Origin of the sequence: Runella zeae DSM 19591 (genome assembly GCF_000423565.1) — a bacterium.
Classification (GTDB): Bacteria; Bacteroidota; Bacteroidia; order Cytophagales; family Spirosomataceae; genus Runella; species Runella zeae.
Genome location: NZ_KE384038.1, coordinates 130928 through 146201, shown reverse-complemented (window position 1 = coordinate 146201; position 15274 = coordinate 130928). Strand labels below are relative to the sequence as shown.

The window sequence follows — 15274 nt, the reverse complement described above, 5'->3', positions numbered from 1 at the left end:
AAGCCTTGTGTTTCTCCAAGGCAGTATAAGAATGCTACCTTGAAAGAATAGCTTCGGAGAAGCTTAATCTTTGTAGCATGAGTTTTCCCTTACACCAAAGGACTTCGGAGAAGTCTAAGCTTGTATAAGTGCCCTAAAACCCACCTATCACCAAGTGCTTAATTTGAGCCATCCCTCCTTGCGTAGTAAACCTGATGCCGCCCTCATGCTTGGTCGGAAATACCCACTCTGTAAGGACTTGTTCGCCATCTTGTACAAAGACTTCAAGGATGGATTTATCGACTAATATTCTCAATTTAAGCTTACCATCTTTTAAGGGTACTTTGATGCGCTCAATACTCGAAAATCGGGGATGAAAATCGACTTGCCCAGACCGCGTACGATCCAATGATAGCTCTTGAGTAGCCACATCATAACGCAGCGTGGTAGCTTCGCTTCCACTTTCTAATACATTCAAAGCCAAGATTTTTGCTTGCACAACTTGAAGCTCTACCGTCAAGTCAAACACTTCGCCTTTAAATGGTAAAATGTAAGAATCGGTTATGGTTTTATTTTGGATGCTAAAAACCTCTTTTTGATTATTTTTTAGTTGTTTTACGGGCTGTTGAATCAGCCGAAATCCCTCAGATGTTTTTTTGAGAGACATCTCACGCGCCACCGAAAATGCCCCACGCCAGACATCACCTGTCGGAATATCGCCTGCATATTCCCAATCATTCACCCACCCAATCATCATGGGCTTGTGCGACTTAGGCAGGTTATAAAATGGAATCGCCGCATAAAAATCCTTGCCTTCATCTACATACAGAATGTCTTTTTGTTTTTGGGGAGTAAACGTTTTCCCATCAAAATCTCCTACAAAATACTGCATCGCTAAATAGTTTTTTTGTCGATGCCCGCTCGAAATCATCAAAACCCATTTTGATTCTTTGCTACCTTCTACTGGTACTTTGGTAAGCGATGGACACTCCCATATTTTGGTCATATCTCCTTGTTTGCCAAACTCACTCAGCAATGCCCATTTTTTCAAATCTTTAGATTCATAAAACTGTGCGGTATGCTCAAGCGGCTTCACAACGGTCATAATCCACGCTTTTTTGTCGGGATACCAAATCACATTGGGGTCTCTAAAATCTTTCATTCCCAAGTCTAGCACGGGATTTTTGTCATAAAACTTCCAAGTTCGGCCTTTGTCGGCGCTGTAAGCAAGGCTTTGGTGCTGGGCTTTGCCTTCGATATGCGACGTAAAAATCGCCACCATTCCTTTCTTAAAACCTTTCTCAAAAAAACCAGAGGTATTGAGACTATCAACGACGGCACAACCCGAAAAAATCATGGTTTTGGTACCATCAGGATTATCAAATTCGGGCAACGCGAGCGGTAATGTTTGCCAATTTTTGAGGTCATGGCTCACGGCATGTCCCCAACTCATATGTCCCCATTTATTGCCAAAAGGATTGTATTGATAAAACAAATGGTATTCGCCATCAAGATACACCAAGCCGTTTGGGTCATTTACCCAGTTTTTGGGTGGCGTATAGTGATAAACGGGACGATATACTTCGTGAGGCTGTGATTGAGCAATTCCAAGTATTGACTTAAGAACAAATGCGCCTATGATTAACGTTTTTTTCATAATGTATTGGCTTCAATATATGATAAAGATAAGAATGGCCGCTATCGATTTTAACTGCGACCATTCATTTTAGCTGGTTATGAATTTGACTTAATAACCTGGATTTTGTTTATATAACCCATTGGTAAACGTAATTTCGGCCTGAGGAATAGGCAAGTACTCATCACGACCTGCCGTAAACTTAGCTGTAGCCAAAAAGGTACGACTGATTTTTTCTTTGGCAATATAGGCATTGAGGGTTTGCTCGGCAATTCCCCAGCGCACTAAGTCAAAGAAACGCGACCCTTCAGTAGCAAACTCCAAACGCCGCTCCCACTGAAGCGCTTTGAATGCAAATTCTTGCGTCCAACCCGTAGCCGGATAAGGCTTTACATTGTACTTGGAAGCAAAAGTGCCGTCGAGTTTTTTGAGACGCCCTGTACTCGCGGCAGCCCTTTCTCGAATTTGATTGATAAGCGGAAGAGCATTGGCAGGCTGCCCAAGCTGAATATAAGCTTCCGCTTGCATCAACAAAACATCATCATAACGAAGTATATCGTAGTTTTTGGCGGTTCCCATAAAAGGCCCAAGCTTGAAATACGACCCACTCGTAGCCAATTGCTGAAAGCGCATCGTATGGAAATTCCCGTAGACTCCGGGGTCGCGTACCCAGCTATTACTAAACAATCTTGTGTTGTCGTATTTATAAACATGCCCATCAATCCCGACGGTATGGTCAAGGCGTGCATCTACGGTTTGGGTAGTCAGATCAGCAGGTTTGTCATTAAATGTATCAAAATTGGGCAAGCCATTTTCATTGGTAGTATGGGCATTGACGAGATTTTGACTCCCTGCATGAAACCCACAACATCCATATTGAGGGGCACCGTGAGGGTAATTGAGGCCATCTTCGTAGCTCATTCGCCCAGCAGTAGTACCGTCATTGATAGTAAACTGAATGGCAAAAATCGATTCGGGGCCATTTTCGGTTTCGGGCAGAAAGTTATCCGCAATATCTTTGCTCAAACTATACTTGCCCGATGCAATCACGGCTTGGGTAAGGGTTATTACTTCTTGCAATCTTCCTTTGTTGATATTGATTACTTTGTGCTGATTGTCTTGCTCATAAGCTTGGTATAGCCTTACTTTTGCCAAATACGCCTGCGCTGCCCATTTATTAGCTCTTCCGATTTCGGTTTGGCTCGTGGGCAGATTGTCAATGGCAAACTGAAAATCGGCGGCAATTTTATTCCACGATTCCTCATTGGAGAGATTGTTTGAGGTTTTCAAAATATCTGCTTCTGTGGCAGTTTCATCAAAAATGGGAATATTTTTGTAAAGCAATTTCATAGTAAAATAGCTATGTGCTCTCAAAAATCTTAACTCGGCCAAGCGTATTTTTTTATTAGGAAAAGTAGTTTCATTGAGCGTATTGACCGCGCGCAAAGCTACATTACAACGAGAAATAGACTTAAAGAGATTTTGCCAAGTACGTGTCACAAAAGAGCCCATGGTAGGAGTTACCAAATTATAATGCTCAAGGGCATCTACTTCCCCTACGTCTCCAGTACCCCCTCCGCCTTTGTAGCTATCGTCGGAGCGTACACTCCCATACGCCCACATGCTGTAGATAGGGCCTATCATATCGCCATTGCCGATAGCAGCATAAGCCGCCGTCACCAGACCGTCAATTGCCGTAGGAGAGGTAAGATCCGAAGACGATAGCACACCCGTTGGAGTATAGTCGAGGGCATTTTCGCACGAACTAAAAGCCAAAACCCCCGAAATAAATATAGTAGATAATATGTTCTTTTTCATGTTTAGAAAATTTTGATGCATTAAAACGACGCATTTACACCGAAGGTAAAAGTTTTGGGGATCGGTACTGGCCCAAGATCAATACGCTCAGGGTCAGGGCTTAAGTAACTTTTACTTTTGAACCAAAATAGATTTTCGGCCATCCCAAATACCCGAAGGCGGCTAAATACCCCTTTAGGGTTGATGTTGTAGCCAAGTTGGATGTTGCGCATTTTGAAATAAGAAGTGTTGACAATAAAATAATCTGATGTGCGCCCTTCGTTGTTGTTGTCTTTAAGGGTCAAAGCCGGAACTCTGGTATCGGTGTTTTGGAGAGTCCAGGCATCAAATACTCCCGGCCCTACATTCTCCCGTCCTTTCATAAGATTATTAAACAAAGTATAAACATCAAACCCTTCTCTACCAGCCACTCCTGAGCCAAATATTGATAAATCGAACTTTTTGTAGCTCATATCTACTCTGACACCGTACTCAAGAGCAGGTAGCGTAGTTCCTATCCATGTACGGTCTAGGTCATCAATTCTGTTATCATTGTTAATATCTACGTAGCGAATTCTACCGGGCGCTGCCCCCACCTGCGCTGGAGCTGCATCTACTTCTGATTGCGATTGGAAGAGGCCATTGGTTTTGTAGCCAAAAATATCAAACTGCGAATGTCCAATAATGGTATTCACGAGGTTTCCGGGATAGGCAGGGCGTACGTTTTCGGGAAGTTCCGTGATTTTGTCCCTAAAATGAGTAAAATTGGTTACAATGTTGTATTTCAAATCTCCAAATCCAGCTCCCCGATAGCCCAACACAAACTCCCATCCCTTGTTAGACTTTGAAGCGCCATTTACCGCTTTGGATTGCCCCTCGCCCAAAGCCGAAGCTACAGGAGGCGTAATCAAAATACCAGTAGTACGACGAGTAAAATAATCAAAAGAACCAAAGATTTTGTTGTTCAGAATCGCAAAGTCTGTACCTACGTTGATTTCGTCGGTAGTTTCCCATTTTAGAGCTGAATTGGCGGCTTGCGTCTGCACAAATCCCGAAGGTAAAGTGCCAGAATTAGCCCCCGACAAAGAGTAGGCCGTGCCGATATTCATGTATTGTTCCCAAAAACCTCCTACAAGCTGCGCTTGAGTAGTACCATAACGCGTATCAAACAAGCCAAAACGAGCCAAATCACCAATTTGCTGATTGCCCACACGCCCTACGCCGATTCTGGCTTTCAACTCCGAAAACAACGTATTGTTTTTCATAAATTCTTCTTGGTCGATTCTCCACCCAAAAGAGGCGGCTGGAAAGATTCCATAGCGATTGTCGGCTCCAAACCGTGAAGAGCCATCGCGACGAACCGTGACCGCCGCTAAATATTTGTCATTGAAGGTATAATCAACACGGGCAAACTGCGATAGCAATCGATGCCCTGTAGAGCCGCCTGTAACGGTGGTGTTGCCAGTCCCAGCATTGAGCGTAAAATAGGCTTCCGTTTGTAAAGCAAATCCTTCTTTTTTGGTCGTTTGAAAATCCAAATTAGTTTTGATGTACTCGGTACCTACCAAAAATTTGAAATGATTTTTGCTATCCAAATCTAAGCTATAGCGGAGCGTATTGGACCAAGTAGTGCTCAAGTAGTGATTCTGGTCAAAAAACAAGCTGTTGGTGGTACGATTGAAAGCGCCTTCCGAAAAAGTGGGTGTAATGATTTTGTTCAAAAAGCGGGCATCGTCGACTCCCAAGTTGGATTTAAAGAATAGATTTTTGAGCAGCTCGACTTCCACAAATATATTTCCAAAAGAACTCAACCGACTGGCATTGTTCCATTTAGCGATGTCTTGCATATGCAGCGGATTGTTGCGATCAGAATAACCCGCCCCCGAAGCCCCCGCATACGTCACGCCGTCTTTTTGATATACCGGAATCGTAGGTGCTAACGTCACAGCCAATGAAGTAGTAGTAGCTCCTCCCAAATCAGTAGCTGTCAAGGTCTCATTAGAGTCCGCAATTCGTAGATTAATGCCAAATTTTACTTTGTCATTAAATGCCCTCGTCATCGCACTGATACTACCACTCAAACGGTCGTAATTGGTAAAACGGAGCATTCCGGTATTTTTGAGATGACCGATATTAATTTCTAAGGAAGAGGTTTTGTTGCCATAAGATGCCGTGAGGTCATTGCGAGTCACAATACCCGTTTTGTACATCACATTCTGCCAATCGGTATCTCCCACAGGGGTATTGGGGTCGCCTCCCACAAAAGGCTTTATCGTCACTTTGTTTAAGATAGGATTCGCAAAGTTTTTATTCCAATCAAAATCATATATTTCACCATAGCCCGCCGCCGGGTCTTGTCCATCGTTGACAGAAGCTTGCCACAAAGCCCTCCCTCTATCTACGGCATTTAGCATTTTAAAACGCATGGCTTTTTCGGACTGAGCCGAAATACTGCTATTAAACTGAAATTCTATTTTTCCGTTGGTATTGCCTCCGTTTTTGGTAGTTACAATAATGACCCCGTTTGAAGCACGCGCGCCATAAATCGACTCTGCCGACGCATCTTTTAATACCTGAATGGATTCGATATTGGCCGGATTCATATTTTGAAAAACCTCTGGACGCACCGTCGGAATTCCGTCAATCACATACAGAGGGTCATTGTTGCCTAAGGTATTAGCGCCCCGAATCAAAATACGGTTATTGGAGCCATTGGGCGAGCCATCTCTTTCGATATACAGCCCTGGCACACGCCCTTGCAATGCCTGCATAGGATTGCCGGAGCTATTGTTTTTGATAGGCTTTAGTTCCACTACAGCCACCGACCCCGTCAAATCTTCTTTTCTTTGAGTGGTATACCCTACCACTACTACTTCGCCCAAAGCCCCACCAGGCGCAAGACTAACTGTGACATTGTTGGTAGAAGTAATGACTACTTCCTTGGTAGTATAACCAATAAATGACACTTTCAAGGTGGTAGCATTGTCGGGAACCGAAAGCGAAAACTTCCCGTCTCCGTTGGCGGTGGTTCCGATAGTAGTACCCGCAATCAGGATACTTGCTCCTACGAGGGGTTCGTTGTTGTCGTCGCCCGTCACCGTACCCGTGACGACCCTCTGCGCTACGACAACTTGCAACGACAGCAGCCAAACTGCTAGGCCCAGAAGATAATACTTCATAAGGTAGAGATTTTTAGTGTTCATATAAGATGGGGGGTTAAAAAAGATTGAATTTCGGAAACTGTCACAAAGGGAGTTGCGCCGCGATAAGTAGCTACCAACGACCCCATAGCGCAAGCGAATTGAAGACTCTCCGTAGGTTTTTTTCCTTGCAAGAGACAAGTGAGTAGAGCTGCCAAAAAAGAGTCACCACTTCCAATAGTGTCTTTTACCTCTACCTGAAATCCTGCGCTTTGATAAAATTGCCCTTTTGTCCAGAGCATGGCACCATTTTCACCTTTGGTGATGCAGATGGTTTGTATATCAAAAAGCTCGGCCAGGCGTACCACGGCCAGCTCCTCGTCGCCTCCGAGTCCATACCAACTAGCTATAACATCCAGTTCTTGGAGGTTCATTTTGACCATGTTGGCTTCTATCAACAACGCTTTAATGAGTTCGGAATCATAATAAGGAGCGCGCAGATTGACATCAAATACTTTGAAAGAGGCTTTTTTTAGCAAGCGAAAGAGAGTTTCGGCGCTTGTCGCACTACGAGCAGCCAAACTTCCGTATACCAGCACATCCGAGTGAGCCACCGCTGCTTCGAGGGCTTCATTGGATTGGATATAATCCCACGCTACTGGATGGACGATTTTGTAGGTGACCTCGTTTTTGTCGCTTACATTGGCCTTTACGACGCCCGTGAGGTGGGTTTCGCCTTGTTGAATCAAGTGAGTCGATAAGCCTTTTTGTGTCACAAAATCAAGTAATTCCTCTCCCAAATCATCACGCCCAATGCGGCTAACCATCGTAGGATTGTGACCTAAATTTTTGAGGTGAACGGCTACATTCATGGGAGCACCACCAGGCTGTTTGCCGGTAGGCAATACATCCCAAAGCATTTCTCCAAAACAAACAATATTGGTTTCCATATCAGCAAGTCTGTTTTATAACTTATTGTAAATCAGAGATAATTATCAAGAAAAGTATAAATACACGTGCGACGCAATGCTTAATGAGCAAAAACGGTGGGCTGGATTTTTTCGAGTGTAGAACCCTTGGTTTCGGGCATGATTTTCCACACAAAAACCAACTGAAGAAGCATCATACCAGCGAAGAATAAAAATGTATGACCTCCCCCCAAATAACTAGCGATAGAAGGAAAGCTAAAAGCCACGATTGCGGCCATAATCCAGTGCGTAAAACTTCCCAAGGCTTGCCCATTGGCTCGTACTTCGTTGGGAAAAATCTCCGAAATAAACACCCAAATCACCGCTCCCTGAGAGAAGGCAAAAAAAGCAATGTAAACAAACAACAACACGGGCACGGTGATACCAAAATCCTCGACATAAAAGGCCCGCGCTACCAAGCCCAACGTTATAATCAACCCCACAGAGCCAATCAACATCAACTTCCGGCGCCCAAAACGGTCGATTACGTTGAGTGCTAAGAGCGTAAAAATCAAGTTTGTAAGCCCAATCCCAGCCGATGACAACAATGCCGAATCTTTGCCCAAGCCTGTCATTTCAAAAATACGTGGCGCATAATAAATGATAGCATTGATACCCGATAGTTGATTGAAAAGCGCAAACAGTACTGCCAACACAACGGGGGTTTTGTATTTTCCCGAAAACAAATTGGGTGTACGGCCTACCGTATCATTTTGAGCCTCCGAAATACGCACCAAAGTTTGCTCGGCAGTGGCGGGGTCAATGATTTGAAGAATAGACAAAGCCTCCTGAGTATTGCCCTTTTTCAGTACCAACCAACGAGGACTTTCGGGGATATTGAGAACCGTAATCACAAACAGCAAGGCCGGCAGTGCCTGTACCCCCAACATCCAACGCCACGCCTCTTGAGGTATATCTTTTAGAAAATAATTGGATACATAGGCAATCAAAATTCCAAATACCACATTGAACTGGAAAAGAGCCACCATCTTGCCTCTCGAATGCGCAGGCGAGATTTCGGTAATATACATAGGAGCCGCGACCGAAGAGGCACCTACCCCCAAGCCTCCCAAAAATCGAAACACCAAAAACAAACTCCACTCATGCGCCAAAGCCGTACCCAAAGCAGAAAGCAGATAAGAAACTGCAATCCAAAACAAGGTCTTTTTACGGCCAAGACGGTCGGCGGGAATTCCCCCAAAGAAGGAGCCTATGACGGTTCCTATCAGCGCAATAGATACCGTAAGACCATGCTGAAAAGGAGTAAGCGACCAAAGTTGCTGGAGGGTTTGTTCTACTCCCGAAATGACGGCGGTATCAAACCCGAACAGAAACCCACCTAAAGCGGCCGTGATAGACCAAAAAAAGATACTGTTTTGACGACTCATTCGATAAAATATTTAGCGTTTGATTTCTATATCGCAACGGTCAAGCCTGCGATTGAATGAGTCAAAAGTAGAAGGGTATTAGGAGATTGAATTTTGGTTTTCTTTCAAATATTTACAAATTCAAAAAAATACATAAAATACTGATTCACAACCATTTAAAACAAAACCTAGAAAGAAATATTTAGAAAATGTTACATCCATTTTCAGAAATCGTACATGCTTCTAGCCCAATGATGAGCATGCGCAATAGCAGCTAATGTTTCCATTTCATTTAAGTCAAAGCCCGTTTCCTTTTCGGTATTCAGAGGGGGTTTGATTTTGTTTTTGGCGGAAGAGAGTAGTGAAATAGGCAGGCGAGTTGAAGCCAGTTTCGTAAGCAATTTCTGCGATACTTTTATTGGTTTCGCGCAGCAGCGTTTTGGCTTTATTGATTCTTATTTCGGTGATATAGTCATTGACATTCATTTGTAATAATGCCTGTACTTTTCGGTAAAGTTGTACCCGCGACATCCCCATTTCGGTGCTCAATTTTTCAACGCCAAAGGCCGCATCCGCAATGTGCGATTCAATGCGCGCCGTCAGCTCGTTTAGGAAGCGTTTTTCGGATTTATTATCGCTCATGAAAACATGTTCTGACCCAAACCTACGTTGAATCTTAGCCCGATTGTTGAGCATTGTTTTGATGGTTTCGCTAAGATGAACCGTATTGAAAGGCTTGGTCAGGTACACATCTGCTCCGGCTTTTGAACCTTCTATTTGGGCATCTATTTGGCTTTTGGCCGTCAACAACAATACGGGAATATGCGAAGTTCGGAAATCTTCTTTGACACGATGAGTGAGTTCAAAACCGTCCATTCCGGGCAGCATTACATCGCATATAATCAAGTCAGGAATCGTCCCTAAAATCCCTTCCCAGCCTTCTTCTGCATTGGTATAGGCCGAAATCGACGCCATTTTATTGAGTTTATTTACTATATAATAGCTCAAGTCTGTGTTGTCTTCAATGAGCAAAATAGTGGTGTTTTCATTAGCCACCTCTCCCGCCGACTGCATCATCGGAGGATTATCTGTTTCATCAAAGAAAATAGGAGTGATACGTTCGGTCGGTTCAAGAGACGTTTTTTCATCAACCATCAAGTGTGCATCTCCCTTGGGCAAGGTAATAGTGAAAGTTGTACCTCCATTTTTGGACGAGGCCACTTCTATATCACCGTGGTGTAAGTGTACAAACTCCCGCGATAGTGCTAGCCCTAAGCCGGTACCCAAGCTGTATTTTTTTTGCCCACTAAAATACAAATCGAATGCCCTTTCCTTCTCTGTTTCCGACATTCCTTCTCCGTTGTCTTTGACTATAATCTGCACCTTGTCGGGCGATTCTTGCAATGCCACGTGGATATATCCTCCTCTAGGCGTGTATTTGAAAGCATTCGAAAGCAAATTGAACAGCACCTTATCGAGTTTTTCGGGCTCAAACCACAAAGCCACGCGGGCACTGGAAGTGATAAATTGCAAGTCAATTTTAGATTTCTGAGCTTTTTGTTGAAAATCAGCTACGATTTCTCGTAAAAACAATACAATGTCTTGCTCAGAAGCCTGAAGGAGTTGTTTGCCCGCGTCGGTTTTGCGAAGATCGAGCATTTGGTCCACTAGCCTTAGCAGCCGATGAGCATTTTTTTGGATATACAACAAACCCGTTTTGAGGTCTTTTTGCGAAATCGCTTTCTGATTGAGGAGGTCTTCGACGGGCGTCAGAATCAAACTCAGGGGAGTCCGAAACTCATGAGAAATGTAAGAATAAAAGCGCAGTTTTTCTTCCGTAGCCTGCCGTGCTTTGTTAGATACTTCCTCTATTTTATTTTTTTGTTCGTTGATTTGTTGGTTTTGCAACTCTAGTTTTTTGTTGGACAATTGTTTTGCCCTTACCAAATACAACGCCCAAATCCCCAATAAAACCGCCAATATCAAACACGTAATAATCACATACAAAGCGTTTTTTTGGGTGGCGTAAGTGTCATTCAATTGCCCGATTTTTTGGTTCAATTTTTCAATATCTTGCTGTTGATGCAATAACTTATCGCTTTGGGCTTTGATGGCCTTAATGTTGCTGTGGTCAATCCGAATGGAACTGAGGATATACTCTCGTTTGGTGGCTTTCCCCGCCAAAATCTGAGCTGCTACTTCAATCGCCTCTTCGCCGCCCGTAGGATACAAAAAAGTGGCCGTTAGTTTTCCTTCCATCAATCCTTGAAGACCACTTTTGGGGCCTGGGAGGCCGTCTATTCCGACAAATAGAGGGAGAGGACGGATACCTGCTTCGGTGCAGACACGCTGTACACTCAGCGCCATGACATCATTATGAGCAAAAACCAAATCAGCCTGCCGTAGCAAATCAAGCTGAGCCTGAGCGGCTTTTCGAGCGGTATCTTGCTCCCACTCGCCGTCAAGTTCACCAATTAACGCAACGCTCTTGCTTTTTGCAATCTCTTCTACCAACCCTTTATGACGCTCTTGGGCAGGCGAAGAACTTCGAAGCCCCCAGACTTCTACCACTTTACCTTTGTTTTTAAGCAGATTGGGAATCGCTTCACCGACCATTCGTCCAATCTCCAAGTTGTCGGCTCCAATGAATGAATTATAAGAATCTGACGTGATTTTGCGGTCGAGCAAAATCACGGGAATACCACTTTGAAAAACGGCATCAATAGCTTCCGTCAAAACGGGAGAAGTCTCATTGGGAGAAATAATAAGTAAATCGATACCTTGAGCCACCAATTCCCTAATTTGGGTCAATTGGGTGGTAGTGCTATTGGCGGCATCTTTATACAGCAATTTAAAATGGGGATAAAGCGCAAGTTCCCTATTCATGTCGTTGAGCATTGCCCGCCGCCACTCATCGCCGCCCGTGCATTGCGAAAACCCAATGGTGTACATCTTCCTTTCGCTGGGAGACTGACATCCCCCACCCACCCATATCAAGATAATAAATAGTAATCGTAGTCGCATTGGAGTTTCTCTTCGGGTCGAAAGTACACAAAAGATACTTTTGTCGAAGGGATTTCATACCAAAAAAAGTCAAGTAAAATAAAAAAAAGTCCAACCCCTGTGGAGGTTAGGACCTTCTTTATACGAGGCGCTTAAACTTACCGCCCATCTTGAACTCTAGACAAAAGCTAAATTTTTGTTTAATTGACTCAGTACTCTATAAGGAAAAATGCAAAGATTTTTTCTAATACAACAAGGGTTCTGTATATTGAACTTTTTCCCGAATAGCTTTCTTCTCTAAAAGCACACTGGGGTCATATCCATTCAGTTCTTTCTTCATTTGTTCATTTGCAATTACTTCACTTTCTGTGATTAATGAGTCATGTACATATGCAAGAAATATATAAGCATTTCTATCAAACTTTATTTTAAACTTATTTTCTACGCCTGTATTTACAGTTGCTTCAACCAACACACTATCTTTTACAAACTCGTCGACTATAAAAATATCATAATTTGGAGTAATAGTAGAATAAACAAAATTAGTATCAACAACTTTCCGTCCTTCAACCCATACATTCATAGTAACTATAGTATCTACTCTACTTCCATTTTCAATATAAAAAGTAATCTTATTTTTTTTAGTTTGGCAGGCCACCAAAATCAACATTAGAAATACACTGAATGAATGCTTCATAAGTTCAATATTTTATCTAATTTCCTGACAAGCTACTTGCCGATATTTTTAAATACTCAAAACCGTATTATTGTTAACCATAACCCAATCCTAACCTACAACAAATATCCCACATAACTATAGTTTTTGAGTTTGGGAGTTAATAACAGTGAATCTACCCTAATGATATGAACAAATCGGCTCTTTTTATTTTGTATGCTCTTCTGTTGGGTATGTCTTTCAGGGGAGTAGCACAAGTTAGTTCTCTTACCTTACGGCAACTAGTCACCCTCAAAAACCCCTCCCCTAATGCCACTTATCTCATCACGGATGCTGGCAAGCAAGGCGAGTGGAGATACGACCCTACCGATACCCAATCAAGCCCCAATATCGGCACTATACTCCAAAGTTCGAGCCGCGAAGTCAAAGGCCGCTACAAACGCCTCTATAATCCTTCCAAAGGAGTAATGATAGAATGGTTTATGAACAACACTGATAGGAGTGTCAATGAGGCGCTTTTGTATGCACTTATGGCTTGCGATAAGATTAACTTTGGGACCAAAACTTATTTTCTCCAACCGCTCATTATTACCCCCAAAAACCTCTTTAATCCCAAACGGCTAACGCTTGATTTTGAAAATACAACTTTACAAACCCAAAACGGCGTAAATCAAATCAAAATCCTTCAACTTGAAGATATTCCCGAACTTACATTGAGCGGCTCGCTACTGCTCAACGGCAATACCCAAAACCTCAAAATCGCCAACGCCAAAAATGAAGCGGGGCAAGCATTCTTACAAATCATTTCTCCTGCTCATCAGCCTAAATCAAGATTGACCATTGGCTCTTTGACTTTCAAAAATATGCCCATGTGCGGCATCAATATCGATACCCGCGACCAAGTCAAAGACATTGGCTACAACCGTATCCAAGTGAAGGCTTTTCGCGAAATCAATGGCTTCAATTGTCTCAATATTCAAGAAGAAAACTTCGCCGTGTGGGGCGTAAATGTGCGCGGTGCACATCGAGCCGTAATCATCGATTCTCTCTACGCTCAGCAAGACCAAGAACTTTGGGGAGACGCACCTATCGAAAAGCCTTTCTATACTTTTACTTTCGAAAACCAAGTGGACCCCGAGGTGCACAAACGAAAAGATAGCTTGTACATCAAAAATATCTACGCCCGCTTCCCTTGTTCTTTGGTATTTTATACCCAAGCGGTCAACCACGTACGAGTAGACAACTACGTAATAGACGGTGCCTTACGCAAACCTGACATGGCAGACACCAAAGCCTATTCTACCATGATGAACAAAAACCTCTCGTGGGTAGCTTCCAAACATACATGGACTTCATTCAAGTCCCCTAAAAGCAGTTTTTATGTGAAAAAATTGTTGATTCAAAACACCAATCCCGTATTTATGAGCGAAGCTGCTCTCAACGACATGACGGGCTTGTGGCTCAATAAAGGCATTACGGGGGCTGTTTTTGATGAGATAGAAACCGATGTCCGTCTCAAATTTTATGGTGACGGCTATTACTTCGGTTTTCCTAATGTACCCGATGGTAGACATCGCGTGGGCAAGTTTGTGTGTCGCATCCCGGCAAAGAAAAACTATGTCCAACCTCTCAATGCCGACCTTGCCATCAAACATCTTCATATTGCGAAAGGCGCGGGCGTCAAATTTGCCATGGGCAACTGCAAAATTGAAAACATCACCCAAGAAAAAGGAACAGTTGTAGAATTTGAGAATCGAGAAAATGTCTTTAAAAACGAAAATACCCTTTACAACGGCTTCATCGTAGAAGCTTGCGAAGCGACGGATATTTTATGGAAATTCAACTGGAGCATCCAACAACCCCAAATCAGTCAAAATGAATCTATTAACGCTGGCGAAAGGTATGAGTTTAAGAACTTCTCTGGCAACAATCGCCTCCAAACCCACACTACTGTAGTGGCTCCTGACGGTCAATCTACTTATATGACGGCTTATCGCTATGACAACGACCCCAATCTTCGTAATACCGTAGAGGCATTTGTCCCTTTTGTGGAATTCAATTGGAGAAATGTAAAAATGAAACTAGTCGAAAGTTCGTCCAACGACCTCACACGGCGGTATTTGCCGGTAGCAAGCAAACAAAGCTTACTCATGAATCAAAGAAAAGAAGCACGAACCAAGGGTTGGAAAAAAACACTGAACCCCAGCTCTTTTGTCAATTGTAACATTATTCCCTAGCTATTTTCAGAAGTTTGTCGGTACCAATACCGAATCACTACTTTTTGTAACTCACGCTTAATGATAAGCTCAGCCAAAGAGCGAAGATGAGCATTGAGTTGATTAGGAATCATTTTTCTGATTTGTTTCTCGGTCAAATCAACGCGATTGAGCAGGTTTTTCAAAGTACCGCCTTTGTCCAAATGCAGTTCGATCACTTGAACCAAATGCTCACAAAGCCCTTCAAACGAATAAGCAACTTCTGCATCCAACGGTAAGGGTATTTGTGCGGTCTGAAAATCTTTTATTAATTGAAGGATTAAGTCACGGAGCAAATTGGGGGTATTGAGACACCCCTGTACCACTTCCGACGACGCACCCATCAAATCATCCGCTGCTTTTTGCATAATTTTTGTTTTAAACTCAAAAAACCTGATTAACGAAATACCTTATTACTTCATCTCTTGAGGGGATGAAACACAAAATAAAACT

The 15274-nt window shown here is 43.1% G+C and carries 9 protein-coding genes; 1 reads left to right on the top strand and 8 read right to left on the bottom strand.

From position 1 onward, the window contains the following. Positions 1-133: 133 nt before the first annotated feature. The 7 genes from G563_RS0123425 to G563_RS0123395 all read right to left on the bottom strand — a co-directional run bounded on the left by G563_RS0123425 (position 134) and on the right by G563_RS0123395 (position 12587). Positions 134-1636: a glycoside hydrolase family 32 protein gene (locus G563_RS0123425; protein WP_028667471.1), complete on the bottom strand. Its 1503-nt coding sequence runs from the start codon at positions 1634-1636 to the stop codon at positions 134-136. Positions 1637-1726: 90 nt separating this feature from the next. Next, positions 1727-3433, bottom strand: a complete 1707-nt coding sequence (locus G563_RS0123420; protein WP_028667470.1) for a RagB/SusD family nutrient uptake outer membrane protein — start codon at positions 3431-3433, stop codon at positions 1727-1729. A 20-nt stretch (positions 3434-3453) separates the two neighbouring features. Continuing rightward, entirely contained in the window at positions 3454-6615 is a 3162-nt protein-coding gene (locus G563_RS0123415; RefSeq protein WP_084650957.1) for a SusC/RagA family TonB-linked outer membrane protein, read from the bottom strand. Next, positions 6612-7502, bottom strand: a complete 891-nt coding sequence (locus tag G563_RS0123410; protein WP_028667468.1) for a carbohydrate kinase family protein — start codon at positions 7500-7502, stop codon at positions 6612-6614. The genes G563_RS0123415 and G563_RS0123410 overlap by 4 nt, the downstream gene beginning before the upstream one ends. A gap of 80 nt (positions 7503-7582) precedes the next feature. After that, entirely contained in the window at positions 7583-8908 is a 1326-nt protein-coding gene (locus tag G563_RS0123405; protein WP_028667467.1) for a sugar porter family MFS transporter, read from the bottom strand. Positions 8909-9184: 276 nt separating this feature from the next. Continuing rightward, positions 9185-11911: a substrate-binding domain-containing protein gene (locus G563_RS0123400; RefSeq protein WP_028667466.1), complete on the bottom strand. Its 2727-nt coding sequence runs from the start codon at positions 11909-11911 to the stop codon at positions 9185-9187. A 223-nt stretch (positions 11912-12134) separates the two neighbouring features. Then, positions 12135-12587 carry a hypothetical protein gene (locus G563_RS0123395; protein WP_037327958.1) on the bottom strand — a complete coding sequence of 151 codons (453 nt, stop codon included), beginning with the start codon at positions 12585-12587 and terminating at the stop codon, positions 12135-12137. Positions 12588-12754: 167 nt separating this feature from the next. Between G563_RS0123395 and G563_RS0123390 the strand changes: the two genes are divergently transcribed. Continuing rightward, positions 12755-14803 carry a hypothetical protein gene (locus G563_RS0123390; RefSeq protein WP_028667464.1) on the top strand — a complete coding sequence of 683 codons (2049 nt, stop codon included), beginning with the start codon at positions 12755-12757 and terminating at the stop codon, positions 14801-14803. Here G563_RS0123390 and G563_RS0123385 read toward each other — a convergent pair. Then, positions 14800-15189 carry a hypothetical protein gene (locus G563_RS0123385; protein WP_028667463.1) on the bottom strand — a complete coding sequence of 130 codons (390 nt, stop codon included), beginning with the start codon at positions 15187-15189 and terminating at the stop codon, positions 14800-14802. The two genes, G563_RS0123390 and G563_RS0123385, sit on opposite strands and share 4 nt — an antisense overlap. Between the last annotated feature and the right edge of the window lie 85 nt (positions 15190-15274).